The sequence below is a fragment of the Streptomyces sp. ISL-43 genome, from assembly GCF_018614195.1.
Lineage (GTDB): Bacteria > Actinomycetota > Actinomycetes > Streptomycetales > Streptomycetaceae > Streptomyces.
Genome location: NZ_JAGGOT010000055.1, coordinates 92,018 through 104,783, shown reverse-complemented (window position 1 = coordinate 104,783; position 12,766 = coordinate 92,018). Strand labels below are relative to the sequence as shown.

Genomic DNA, 12,766 nt, shown 5'->3' with positions numbered 1-12,766 from the left:
CTTCCGCGGAGCAGCACTAGTCGTTCAGCGGGAGTTGTACGACGAGCAGCTTGCCCGCCATCGTCACGCCGCCGTCCATCGCGATGGCCAGGCCTTCCGCGTAGACGTGCGGGCCCACCACGGCCTCCGGGCCGCGCGATTCGTCGCCGTCCTCGGTGCCCACCTCGCCCAGCAGGTACGGGATGGGGCTGTGGCCGTGCACGACGCGGCTGCCGCCGTAGGCGCCGAGGAGCTCGCGTACGGCCGCCGGGCCGCTCTCCTCGTCCCGGAAGGCGAAGCGCTTGGTGAACTTGCGGAACAGGTCCCAGGTGATGTCGGCGTCGTTGCGGTTGAGCAGCTCGTGGATGGTGTCGTTGACGTCCTCGACCGAGTCGCCGTAGTCGCGGTAGGCGGTGGTGTCGGAATGCAGGAGCAGGTGGTCCTCCACCAGGACGGCCGCGTCCAGCCGGGACATCCACTGCAGGTGGACGTCCTGGAGGCGCTCCATGTCGGTGCGCTGGCCGCCGTTGAGGAGCCAGGCGGCCTGGAAGGTCGCGGTGCCGGCGCCGGAGACGACGGGGGTGTCGCCGAACCGCTTGGCGCCGATGAGGAGCAGCTCGTGGTTGCCCATGAGGGCCTTGCAGTAGCCGCCGGCGGCCGCGGCCTCGGCGGAGAGCCGCATGACGAGGTCGATGACGCCGATGCCGTCGGGTCCGCGGTCGGTGAAGTCGCCGAGGAACCAGAGCCGGGCGTTGCCGGCGGACCAGTTGAGGTCGGCGTCGATGAGGCCCTGGGCCTGGAGCTCGGTGACGAGCTCGCCGAGGTAGCCGTGGACGTCGCCGACGACGTAGAGCGGACCCGGGCCGTCCGCCGTGGCGTCCTGGGGCACGTACTGGACCTGGACGGTGTCGCCGGGGCCGCCGACGGAGCCGCGCCCGATGACGGGCAGGTCCCGCCGCGTCGGGGTGTAGCCCTCGTCGGGCTCGCCCTCCTCGGCGGCGTGGCCCATGGCGCGCACGGGTTCACCGCTGCCCGTGCCGTACGCGGCTTCGTGACCGGAGCCGTACGGGTCTTCGTGACCGGAGCCGTGCTGCGCGGCCGGCCGCGCGGGACTCTCGTACCGGTAGCCGTACGCGTGCTGCGCGGGGACGGGGGACGGGCTCCCGTCGTAGTACGCGGGGTACTCGCCGTAGACGGGCGCGTCACCGGGAAGCCCGATGGCCGCCACGGTCACGGCATATGGGGCTGGTTCGGCGACTGGCAACCGGAAGTCCCGCTCGGTGTCCGTCCGCACCGCGGGTCCCTGACCGGCCCCCTGAGTCATCGACCCCTCCACCACCGTCGCGCTGCCGTACACCTGCGGACCTTCCTGCCTCCGGGGCGGAGGGTCCGTGATGTCGTGCGCCCATCATAGGAATGCGGCTCGCGCTCTGTGACGCACCAGGGGTGGTGAATCCTGTGCGGAGCCGATCGTTCCTACCGATTTCTTCCGATATCGGTGTTGCAGAAATCCTCGGCGGGGCCGGCGGCCCTGCCGAGGAGCCGGCGTGGTGGTCAGTCCTGGGCCGGGGAACGGGGCGGGCTGACGGTCGTACGGGGCTGCCTGCGCTGGGAGGAGGTGCGGATGATCAACTCGGTCGGGATGACCTGTTCGACGGGGCCACCCGTGTCGACGCCCTCGATGGCGTCGATGAGGAGCTGTACGACGGCGGTGCCGATGCGGCGCGGTTTGAGGGACAGGGTGGTGATGGGCGGTTCGGTGTTGGCGTACACGGTGGATTCACTGCAGCACACGAGCAGCAGATCCTCGGGAACACGCAGGCCGTAGCGCCGGGCGGCGGCCAGCAGGTCGGTGCCGTTGGGGTCGAAGAGCCCGTACACGGCATCGGGCCGGTCGGGCCGGGCGAGCAGCCGGTCGGCGGCGACGGCGCCGGCGCACGGGTCGTGGGCGGGGTAGGACTCGTAGACGGGATCCTGGCCCACGCGCTCGCACCAGCGCAGGTACGCGGTGGTGGAGAGCCGGGTGTAGGTGTCGGTGGTGGTGCCGGTCAGCAGCCCGATGCGGCGGGCGCCGGCGGCTGCGAGGTGGTCGAGGAGGCCCAGTACGGCGGCCTCGTGATCGTTGTCGACCCAGGCGGTGACGGGGAGCGAGCCGGCCGGGCGGCCGTCGGAGACCACGGGCAGGCCCTGGCGGACCAGTTCGGTGACGACGGGATCGTGGTCGGAGGGGTCGATGACGACGGTGCCGTCGAGGGCCACGTTGGACCAGACGTCGTGTCGGGAGGTGGCGGGGAGGATGACGAGGGCGTAGCCGCGGGCGAGCGCGGCGGAGGTGGCGGCTCTGGCCATCTCGGCGAAGTACGCGAATTCGGTGAAGGTGAAAGGTTCATCCCCGTACGTCGTCACGGTCAGGCCGATGAGGCCCGACTTGCCGGTACGGAGGGTGCGGGCCGCCGCGGAGGGGCGGTAGCCCAGCCGGTCTGCGACTTCGCGAACGTGGCGGCGGGTGGCGTCCGGAAGGCGCCCCTTGCCATTGAGCGCGTCGGAGACGGTCGTGATCGAGACGCCCGCCGCGGCGGCCACGTCCCTGATGCCGGCCCGGCCTTGTCGGCCGGCGGCCCGCCGGGTGGTCTCGGTCCGGCTCACCTGATGCTTCCCTGCTGCTGTCATGGCGAGCCGATAGTAGGGCGCGGTGGGCCGGGTGGTCCGGGTGCATATGCAGGCGTTGACAGGCACGATTCTGCATGGTTCGCCACCCCCAATGACCTTGGAAACAAAGGTTTTTGGTTGCAGAGAGTGTCGGGTGCACTTGTCGTCGGGCCCGAGCATGCCAAAACGGAGGGCTCTCGGGCCGGTCTCAACTCACCTGTACGAGGGACGCGCGCCACGGCGCAGGCCACCGGCGCACGCATATATGCGTGCGCTCTCCCGCATTCCTGGCGCCTGCCGTTCTCGGATGGACGGAATCCTCATAAGGTGAGGAGTATTGAGTCGACGGTGACGTCGTACGGGACGGTCGAGGAGGACCTGCGGTGAGCGAGAAGAGCCCGAGGCTGCGCGCCGAGCTGGACGGCATCCCCACCTACAAGCCCGGGAGGCCCGCCGCGGCGGGCGGTCCCGTGGCGTTCAAGCTGTCCTCGAACGAGAACCCGTACCCGCCCCTGCCTGGGGTGCTGGAGAGCGTGGTCGCGGCGGCCGGCCAGTTCAACCGCTACCCGGACATGGCGTGCACGGGCCTGTCGAACGAGCTCGCGGATCGGTTCGGGGTCCCGGTCGAGCACATCGCCACCGGCACCGGATCGGTCGGGGTCGCCCAGTCGCTGATCCAGTCGACCGCGGGTCCCGGCGACGAGGTCATCTACGCCTGGCGGTCTTTCGAGGCTTATCCGATCATCACGCAGATCTCCGGTGCGACGTCCGTCCAGGTCCCGTTGACCGACGGCGACGTGCACGACCTGGACGCGATGTTCGAGGCGATCACCGAACGCACCCGGCTGATCTTCGTCTGCAACCCGAACAACCCGACCGGCACCGCCGTGCGCCGCGCCGAGCTGGAGCGGTTCCTGGACCGGGTGCCCTCCGACATCCTGATCGTCCTCGACGAGGCGTACAAGGAGTTCGTCCGCGACGTCGAGGTGCCGGACGGCATCGAGCTCTACCGCAACCGCCCGAACGTCGCGGTGCTGCGCACGTTCTCCAAGGCGTACGGGCTCGCCGGCCTGCGCGTGGGCTTCGCCGTCGCACACGAGCCGGTGGCCGCGGCGCTGCGCAAGACGGCGGTGCCCTTCGGCGTCAGCCAGCTCGCCCAGGACGCGGCGGTCGCCTCGCTGCGCGCCGAGGACGAGCTGATGGGCCGGGTCGGCTCGCTGGTCAGCGAGCGCACCCGGGTCTACGGGACGCTGCTCGCCCAGGGCTGGACGGTCGTGCCCGAGACGCAGGCCAACTTCGTGTGGATGCGGCTCGGGGAGCGGACCGCCGACTTCGCGGCGGCCTGCGAGAAGGCCGGAGTGGTGGTCCGGCCCTTCGCGGGCGAGGGCCTGCGGGTCACGATCGGCGAGTCCGAGGCGAACGATCTCTTCCTGCACGCCGCGGCGGCCTTCTTCAAGGAGTTCTAGCCGGGCTCCCCGGCCGGGTCTCCCGGTCGGGGTTCGCCGGGATTCGCCGGGATTCGGGCCGGGGTCGCCGGCCGGGTCTTGCGGCCAGTGCCCAGGCCGGTTCCACCCAGGCCGCTTCCACCCAGGCCGCTTCCACCTATGCCAGTTCCACGCGGATCGGATCGCCGTCGCGGACGGTGGACAGCAGGCGGGGGTCGCCGTCGAACGAGCCGAGCACGTTGCACGGGCTCGCCAGGCGGCTCTCGCCACCGCGGGAGATGGGCGTCGGACCGTAGGGCAGCGCGAGCGCGTCCCCCTCGGTCCAGAACGCGACGGTGCCCGGCTCGACGACCTGCCGGGCGTCGTCCTCCAGCGACACGGAGACGCCGGTGTCGAAATAGACCTCCTCGCCCCAGGTGTTGGCGGACGCGGAGATCGGCAGTGCCTCGGAGAGCGCCTTGGCGGTCGGGGTGTCGTCGAGGGTCGCGGTCAGGTGGCCGGAGGGCCAGGAGATTCGAATCTTCATGGATCGCATTCAACAATCTGTTGAATTTATTCGCTAGGGGGACCCCCCCTGAAAGACGCCGGGAGCAGTGCGACATAATGCTTGTGAATGTGAACGCGTTCACAAGCGTGTCCTGCTTCCTCCCGGATTGAGTGGGACACAAGAGGCAAAGTGCAGCTGTGACCACGACGAAACGAAGGAGACGACGACGTGGAACTAGCTCTGGCACCAGAGACCCTGGCGCGATGGCAGTTCGGTATAACCACCGTCTACCACTTCCTCTTCGTCCCCTTGACGATCTCGCTGGCCGCGCTCGTCGCGATCTTGCAGACGGCCTGGGTGCGTTCGGAAAAGGAGAAGTACCTCAAGGCCACCAAGTTCTGGGGCAAGCTCTTCCTGATCAACATCGCGATGGGTGTCGTCACCGGCATCGTCCAGGAGTTCCAGTTCGGTATGAACTGGTCCGACTACTCGCGGTTCGTCGGTGACATCTTCGGAGCCCCACTGGCCTTCGAGGCGCTCATCGCCTTCTTCTTCGAGTCCACCTTCATCGGCCTGTGGATCTTCGGATGGGACAAGCTGCCGAAGAAGGTCCACCTGGCCTGCATCTGGATGGTCTCGATGGGCACCATCCTCTCCGCGTACTTCATCCTCGCGGCCAACTCCTGGATGCAGCACCCGGTCGGCTACCGGATGAACGAGGAGCGCGGCCGGGCCGAGCTCACCGACTTCTGGCTGGTGCTCACCCAGAACACCGCGCTGAACCAGTTCTTCCACACCATGACGGCGGCCTTCCTGGTCGGCGGCGCGTTCATGGTCGGCGTCGCGGCCTTCCACCTCGCCCGCAAGAAGCACGTAACCGTCATGCGGACCTCGCTCAGGCTCGGCCTGGTCGTCATGGTCATCGCGGGTCTGGGAACCGCCATCAGCGGAGACCTGCTCGGCAAGGTGATGTTCAAGCAGCAGCCGATGAAGATGGCCGCCGCCGAGGCGCTCTGGGACGGCGAGGCGCCGGCGCCCTTCTCCCTCTTCGCCTACGGCGATGTCGAGAAGGGCCACAACAAGGTCGCCATAGAGATCCCGGGACTGCTGTCCTTCCTGGCCAACGACGACTTCACCTCCTTCGTCCCCGGCATCAACGACATCAACAAGGCCGAGCAGGAGAAGTTCGGGCCGGGCGACTACCGGCCGAACATCCCCGTCGCCTACTGGGGCTTCCGCTGGATGATCGGCTTCGGCATGGCCTCGCTCAGCGTGGGTGCGCTGGGGCTGTGGCTGACCCGCAAGAAGTTCTTGCTGCCGCCGGGGCTGCGCACCGGCGAGGACGAGGTCCCGCACCTGGTCCTCTTCAAGAAGGCGCTGAACCCGAAGTTCTCCCGGCTGTACTGGCTCGTCGCCCTCTGGACCATGGGCTTCCCGCTGATCGCCAACTCCTGGGGCTGGATCTTCACGGAGATGGGCCGCCAGCCCTGGGTGGTCTACGGGGTCCTGCGCACGAGGGACGCGGTCTCGCCGAGCGTCTCCCAGGGCGAGGTGCTCACCTCGATGATCGGCTTCACGCTGCTCTACGCCGTGCTCGCCGTGATCGAGGTCAGGCTCCTCCTGAAGTACGTCAAGGCCGGCCCGCCGGAGCTCACCGAGGCCGACCTCAACCCGCCCACCAAGATCGGCGGGGACGACAAGAACTCCGACCGGCCGATGGCCTTCTCTTACTGAGGCTGAGGAGACCACACCATGCAACTTCACGACGTCTGGTTCGTGCTCATCGCCGTCCTGTGGATCGGCTACTTCTTCCTGGAGGGCTTCGACTTCGGAGTCGGCGTACTGACCAAGCTGCTCGCCCGCGACCGCAAGGAGAAGCGGGTCCTGATCAACACGATCGGGCCCGTGTGGGACGGCAACGAGGTCTGGCTGCTCACGGCCGGCGGCGCGACCTTCGCCGCCTTCCCCGAGTGGTACGCCACCCTCTTCTCCGGCTTCTACCTACCGCTCCTGATCATCCTGGTCTGCCTCATCATCCGCGGCGTCGCCTTCGAGTACCGGCACAAGCGGCCCGAGGACAAGTGGCAGACCAACTGGGAACAAGCGATCTTCTGGACCTCGCTGATCCCCGCGTTCCTGTGGGGCGTGGCCTTCGCCAACATCGCGCGCGGCGTGAAGATCGACGAGCACAAGGAGTACGTCGGAAGCTTCTTCGACCTGCTCAACGTCTACTCGATCCTCGGCGGCCTGGTCACCCTCACCCTGTTCACCTTCCACGGCGCGGTGTTCACCTCGCTCAAGACGGTCGGTGACATACGGGACCGCTCGCGCAAGCTGGCCGCCCGGCTCGGGGTGGTGACCGCCGTCCTGGCGCTCGTCTTCCTGATCTGGACCCAGGTCTCGCGGGGCGACGGCTGGAGCCTCGTCGTGATGACCGTCGCGGTCCTGGCACTGCTCGGGGCCCTCGGCTTCAACTTCAAGGGGCGGGAAGGCTGGGCGTTCGCCCTGTCGGGCGTCACCATCGCGGCCGCCGTCGCGATGCTGTTCCTGACGCTCTTCCCGAACGTCATGCCGTCCTCGCTGAACGACGCCTGGAGCCTCACGGTCACCAACGCCTCGTCCAGCCCGTACACCCTGAAGATCATGACCTGGCTCGCGGCGGTGGCGACCCCGCTCGTCCTGCTCTACCAGACCTGGACCTACTGGGTGTTCCGCAAGCGCATCGGCACCCAGCACATCGCCGACGCGCACTGAGTCCGACGCGCACCGAGTCCGATCGGCTTGCCCGGCCCCGACTGACTCCGCCTGGGGGATGTTTCACGTGAAACCGATCGACCCGCGCCTGCTTCGGTACGCCCGTTCCACCCGCCTCTTCCTGGGGGCGGTGGTGGCCCTCGGGCTCGCCGGGGCGGGGCTGGTCGTCGGCCAGGCGATGCTGATCGCCGAGATCGTGGTCGGCGCCTTCGAGGACGGCCTGGACGGCGAGGCCCTGCGGACCCCGCTGCTGCTGCTCGCGGCGGTGGCGCTCGGCCGGGGCCTGGTCGCCTGGCTGACGGAGCTGGCCGCGCACCGGGCGAGCGCGGCGGTCAAGTCGGAGCTGCGGGGCCGGCTGCTGGAGCGGGCCGCGGACCTCGGCCCCGGCTGGCTGAGCGGCCGGGGGACGGGGTCCCTCGTGGCCCTGGCCACCCGGGGCGTGGATGCGCTCGACGACTACTTCTCCCGCTATCTGCCCCAACTGGGGCTCGCGATCGTGGTCCCCGTGGCGGTGCTCGCCCGGATCGTCACCGAGGACTGGGTGTCGGCGGCCATCATCGTGGTCACACTGCCGCTGATCCCGCTCTTCATGATCCTGATCGGGATGGCCACCCAGTCCCGGATGGACCGCCAGTGGCGGCTGCTGTCGCGGCTGTCGGGGCACTTCCTCGACGTGGTGGCCGGCCTGCCGACCCTGAAGGTCTTCGGCAGGGCGAAGGCGCAGGCGGAATCGATCCGCAAGATCACCGATGACTACCGGCAGGCGACGATGCGCACGCTGCGCATCGCGTTCCTGTCGTCGTTCGCGCTCGAACTGCTGGCGACCCTGTCGGTGGCGCTGGTCGCCGTGACCATCGGCATGCGGCTGGTCCACGGGGAGCTGGACCTGTACACCGGGCTGGTCATCCTGGTCCTGGCGCCCGAGGCGTACCTGCCGCTGCGCCAGGTGGGTGCGCAGTACCACGCGGCGGCGGAGGGTCTGGCCGCCGCGGAAGAGATCTTCGAGGTGCTGGAGACCCCGCTCGCCGCGTCGGGCGGGACGGCCGCCGTGCCCGCTTCGGGGCTGCGGATCGAGCTCGACGGGGTGGCGGTCCGGTACGAGGGCCGGGGCGAGGACTCCCCCGCGCCGGTCTCGCTGTCCGTCGGACCGGGCGAATGCGTGGCCCTCACCGGGCCGAGCGGGGCGGGCAAGTCCACGCTGCTGCAGGTGCTGCTGGGGTTCGTGACGCCGAGTGCGGGCCGGGTGCGGATCGACGGCACGGACCTGGCCGGGCTGTCGGCCGAGCAGTGGCGGGAGCGGATCGCGTGGGTGCCGCAGCGGCCGCACCTGTTCGCCGGGACGATCGCGGAGAACGTCCGGCTGGCCAGGCCGGGGGCGGCCGACGCCGAAGTGAGCGCCGCGCTGGAGGATGCCGGGGCATGGGAGTTCGTACGGGCCCTGCCGCGCGGCGCGCAGACGTCGCTCGGCGAGGGCGGGGCCGGCCTCTCCGCCGGGCAGCGGCAGCGCCTCGCGCTGGCGCGGGCTTTCCTGGCGGACCGGCCGGTGCTGTTGCTGGACGAGCCGACGGCGGCGCTGGACGGCGAGACCGAGGCGGCCGTCGTGGACGCCGTACGCAGGCTCGCGGTCGGCCGGACCGTGCTGCTGGTGGTGCACCGGCCGGCGCTGCTGGCGGTGGCCGACCGCGTCGTACGGGTAGAGGCGGGCCCCGCGGGGCTCTCCCCCACCGTGCCCCTTCCCGCCCCCGCGGGCGAAGGCGCGGCCGGGCCGCCCGGGGCCGGGCCGGGAGCCGGACCGCGCGATCCCGGGGAGTGGATCCTCGGGACGGCCGCGGAGCGGCCCGACGGCACGGACGCGGCCGAGGCCGGCGGGCAGGATCCGCTCGGGCGGGTGCGCGGGGTGGCCAAGGCCTGGCAGGGGCGGTTCAGGCTCGGGCTGTTGCTCGGGGCGCTGGCCGTCGGGTGCAGCGTCGGGCTGATGGCCGTCTCCGGATGGCTGATCTCGCGGGCCTCCGAACAGCCCCCCGTGCTCTACCTGATGGTGGCCGTCACCGCCACGCGCGCCTTCGGCATGGGGCGTGCCGTCTTCCGGTACGCGGAGCGGCTCGTCTCCCACGACGCGGTGCTGCGGATGCTCGCCGACCTGCGCGTCGCGGTGTACCGCCGGCTGGAGCGCATCGCGCCCGCCGGGCTGCGCGCGCAGCGGCGCGGCGACCTGCTGACCCGGCTGGTGGCCGACGCCGACGCCCTGCAGGACTACTGGCTGCGCTGGCTGCTGCCCGTCGGCACCGCCGTGCTTGTCGCGACCGGCTCGGTGGCCTTCACGGCCTGGCTGCTGCCCGGGGCCGGGGCCGTCCTCGCCGTGGGGCTGCTCGTCGCCGGGGTCGGGGTGCCGCTCCTCAGCGCGGTCTGCGCGCACCGCACCGAGCGCCGTCTCGCGCCCGCCCGGGGCGAGCTCGCCACCCGCGTGGCCGATCTGCTCACCGGAACCGCCGAACTGACCGTCGCCGGCGCGCTGGGCGGCCGGAAGGCGGCCGCGAAGGACAGCGACCGCACGCTGACCGGGATCGCCGCCCGCGCGGCCGCCGTCACCGGACTCGGGAGCGGGCTGTCCGCGCTGGTGTGCGGACTGACCGTGGTGTGCGCCGCCGCCGTCGGCGCGAACGCCGTCGCCGGAGGCCGGCTGTCCGGGGTCGCCATGGCCGTGGTCGTCCTGACCCCGCTCGCCGCGTTCGAGGCCGTCGCCGGGCTTCCGCAGGCGGTCCAGTACCGCCAGCGGGTCCGCCGCAGCGCCGAGCGGGTCTACGAGGTCATCGACGCTCCCGTCCCCGTCGCCGAGCCGGAGCGGCCGCTGCCGCTGCCCGCCTCGCCCTTCCCGCTGCGGCTGGCCGGCCTCGCCGCCCGCCACCCCGGGCAGGAGCGTGACGCGCTGTGCGGGCTCGACCTGACCCTGGAGGCGGGCCGTCGGATCGCGGTCGTCGGCCCCTCGGGATCCGGCAAGACCACGCTGGCGCAGGTCCTGCTGCGCTTCCTGGACCAGCACGAGGGCTCGTACACCCTGGGCGGGACCGACGCGCGCGCCCTCGACGGCGACGACGTGCGCCGGGTCGTGGGCCTGTGCGCCCAGGACGCGCACATCTTCGACAGTTCGGTACGGGAGAATCTGCGCCTGGCCCGGCCCGGGGCGAGCGAGGCGCAGCTGCGGGAGGCGCTCGCGGCGGCCCGGCTGCTGGAGTGGGCCGACGGGCTCCCGGAGGGGCTGGACACGCTGGTCGGCGAGTACGGCGAGCGGATCTCCGGCGGCCAGCGACAGCGCCTCGCGCTGGCGCGGGCGCTGCTCGCGGACTTCCCGGTCCTCGTGCTGGACGAGCCGGCCGAGCACTTGGACCTGGCGACGGCCGACGCGCTGACGGCGGATCTGCTGGCCGCGACCGAGGGCCGCACCACCGTGCTGATCACGCACCGGCTGGCCGGTCTGGAGGAGGTCGACGAGGTGCTCGTGCTGGACCGCGGAGCGGTCGTCCAGCGCGGTGCGTACGCGGAGCTGGCCGCCGACCCGGGGCCGCTGCGGAGGCTTCTGGAGCGGGAGCGGGAAGCGGAGGGGACCATGGCCGGATTCCCCCGGCCTCGGCTTTCCTCACTCTCGACTTTCCTCACCAAACCGGACTAACTACTCTCAAGACCATGTCAGCGCAGCAGTCCCAGGAATCGCCCGAGTCGTCTCCGGAGCCCTCGCCGCAACAGCCCGACGCGCTGGAGGCCGCGACTGCCGCCACCTGGAGTCTCCAGGGGCTGTCCACCGAGCTCACGGCCCGGGTGCCGCAGCTGCTTGAGGCCATGCGGTCGGTCGGTACCGGCCTCGAACTGCACTCCACGCTGGACCGGATCTGCGAGACGGCCGCCGAGCTCGCGGGCGCCCGCTACGCGGCCATCGGCGTCGTCGACACCGAGGGCCGGGGACTCTCGGACTTCGTCACCTTCGGCATCAGCGACGCGCTGGCGAAGAAGATCGGACACCGCCCGGACGGGAAGCGCGGACTGCTCGGCGCGCTGATCTCGCACCCCGACACGGTGCGCCTCGGCGATCTGAGCAAGGATCCGCGCGCGGCGGGCTTCCCCGAGAACCACCCGCCCATGAAGACCTTCCTCGGCGTTCCGATCCGGGTGCAGGGCGAGATCTTCGGCAATCTCTACCTCGCCGAGAAGAACGGCGGCGGCGAGTTCAACGACTACGACGTCCACATGGTCCGGGTGCTGGCCACCGAGGCGGGCATCGCCATCGGCAACGCCCGCCTCTACGAGGCCGCCACCCAGCGCGAGCGCTGGATCGACGGCTCGGTCGCCGTCACCACCGCCCTGCTGTCGGGCGGGGACGCGGACGACGCGCTCGCGGTCGTCGCCGAACAGGCCCGCCGGCTCGCCGACTCGGCCGCCGGGATCGTGATGCTGCCGGCCGAGGACGGCGGGATGGAGATCGTCGCGGTCTCCGCGGAGAACCCGGCCACCTCGCTCGGCGTCGTCATCCCGGCCGAGAGCCCCGTGGTGGCGCGGCTGCTGGAGGGCGAGCCGGTCTTCGTGGACGACGTCTCCTCGGACCCGCGCATGATCAGCCGGCTCACCAGCCAGTACGGGGCCTGCATGATGCTGCCCCTGCACAGCGGCGGCCGGGTGCTGGGCGCGCTCGTCACGCCCCGGGCACGCGGCAAGCGGCCGTTCAGCGAGGCCGAGCGGACCCTGGCCACGCAGTTCGCCTCCCAGGCGGCGCTGGCGCTGATGATGGCGGAGGCGCAGCGCGACCGGGAGCGCCTCGCGGTCTTCGAGGACCGCGACCGGATCGCCCGCGATCTGCACGACCTCGTCATCCAGCGGCTCTTCGCCACCGGGATGATGCTGGAAGGCGCACAGCGCCGGTCCATCGTGCCCGAGGTGCGCGACGGAGTCGGCAAGGCCGTGGACGAGCTCGACGTGACGATCCAGGAGATCCGCACCGCGATCTTCGCGCTCCAGCAGGGACCGGCGGAGGCCCCGTCGGGTCTGCGCACCCGGGTGTTGCGGGAGATCAACATGGCTGCCGTGCCGCTGGGCTTCAAGCCCGCGCACCGCTTCCTCGGGCCGATCGACGCGGTTGTCGGCGAGCTGGTCGGGAAGAACCTGATCGCCGCCCTGCGCGAGGCCCTGTCCAACGCCTTCCGGCACTCGGAGGCGTCCCGGATCGAGGTGGTGCTCGACTCCACCGTCACCCTGGCCGACGGCCGGCCCGGGGTCCGGCTGGAGGTCGCCGACGACGGCGTGGGCATCGCGGAGGGCGGGCGGCGCAGCGGGCTGCGGAACCTGCGCCGGCGGGCGGAGTCGCTCGGCGGCGCCAGCTCGTACGGCCCCGGCCTCGGCGAGGAGGGCGGCGGGACCACCCTGGTGTGGGAGGCCCCGCTCTAGACACCGCTCAGGGCCCGGGCCC

Annotated in this window: 8 protein-coding genes; 5 read left to right on the top strand and 3 right to left on the bottom strand. The window is 71.2% G+C overall.

Annotated features, from left to right (window positions below; genetic code table 11):
• Positions 1-16: 16 nt before the first annotated feature.
• Positions 17-1,318 (bottom strand): metallophosphoesterase, encoded by a 1,302-nt coding sequence (locus J7F03_RS29855; RefSeq protein WP_308380015.1) that lies wholly within the window; start codon positions 1,316-1,318, stop codon positions 17-19.
• A gap of 215 nt (positions 1,319-1,533) precedes the next feature.
• Positions 1,534-2,649: a LacI family DNA-binding transcriptional regulator gene (locus J7F03_RS29850; RefSeq protein ID WP_214954921.1), complete on the bottom strand. Its 1,116-nt coding sequence runs from the start codon at positions 2,647-2,649 to the stop codon at positions 1,534-1,536.
• A gap of 362 nt (positions 2,650-3,011) precedes the next feature.
• Here J7F03_RS29850 and hisC point away from each other — a divergent pair, with 362 nt between their 5' ends.
• Positions 3,012-4,094, top strand: a complete 1,083-nt coding sequence (gene hisC / locus J7F03_RS29845; protein WP_214954919.1) for a histidinol-phosphate transaminase — start codon at positions 3,012-3,014, stop codon at positions 4,092-4,094.
• Positions 4,095-4,230: 136 nt separating this feature from the next.
• Here hisC and J7F03_RS29840 read toward each other — a convergent pair whose 3' ends face one another.
• A complete protein-coding gene (locus J7F03_RS29840; protein WP_374104407.1) occupies positions 4,231-4,599 on the bottom strand; it encodes a cyclophilin-like fold protein in 369 nt (122 codons plus the stop codon).
• Between the two features lie 189 nt (positions 4,600-4,788).
• Here J7F03_RS29840 and J7F03_RS29835 point away from each other — a divergent pair, with 189 nt between their 5' ends.
• The 4 genes from J7F03_RS29835 (at position 4,789) to J7F03_RS29820 (ending at position 12,744) form a co-directional block, all read left to right on the top strand.
• Positions 4,789-6,294, top strand: a complete 1,506-nt coding sequence (locus J7F03_RS29835) for a cytochrome ubiquinol oxidase subunit I (protein ID WP_214954915.1) — start codon at positions 4,789-4,791, stop codon at positions 6,292-6,294.
• An 18-nt stretch (positions 6,295-6,312) separates the two neighbouring features.
• A complete protein-coding gene (cydB, locus tag J7F03_RS29830) occupies positions 6,313-7,314 on the top strand; it encodes a cytochrome d ubiquinol oxidase subunit II (protein ID WP_214954912.1) in 1,002 nt (333 codons plus the stop codon).
• 67 nt (positions 7,315-7,381) lie between these two features.
• Positions 7,382-10,981, top strand: coding sequence for a thiol reductant ABC exporter subunit CydD (gene cydD, locus J7F03_RS29825; protein ID WP_214954910.1), 3,600 nt, complete (start codon positions 7,382-7,384; stop codon positions 10,979-10,981).
• Between the two features lie 14 nt (positions 10,982-10,995).
• Positions 10,996-12,744: a GAF domain-containing sensor histidine kinase gene (locus J7F03_RS29820; RefSeq protein WP_214954908.1), complete on the top strand. Its 1,749-nt coding sequence runs from the start codon at positions 10,996-10,998 to the stop codon at positions 12,742-12,744.
• Positions 12,745-12,766 lie beyond the last annotated feature (22 nt).

What these genes read in the sequence shown, in the direction of transcription:
- J7F03_RS29850 (WP_214954921.1), bottom strand. Translation starts at nt 2,649, where the DNA reads ATGACAGCAGCAGGGAAGCATCAGGTGAGCCGGACCGAGACCACCCGG.
- J7F03_RS29840 (WP_374104407.1), bottom strand. Translation starts at nt 4,599, where the DNA reads ATGAAGATTCGAATCTCCTGGCCCTCCGGCCACCTGACCGCGACCCTC.
- cydB (WP_214954912.1), top strand. Translation starts at nt 6,313, where the DNA reads ATGCAACTTCACGACGTCTGGTTCGTGCTCATCGCCGTCCTGTGGATC.
- J7F03_RS29820 (WP_214954908.1), top strand. Translation starts at nt 10,996, where the DNA reads ATGTCAGCGCAGCAGTCCCAGGAATCGCCCGAGTCGTCTCCGGAGCCC.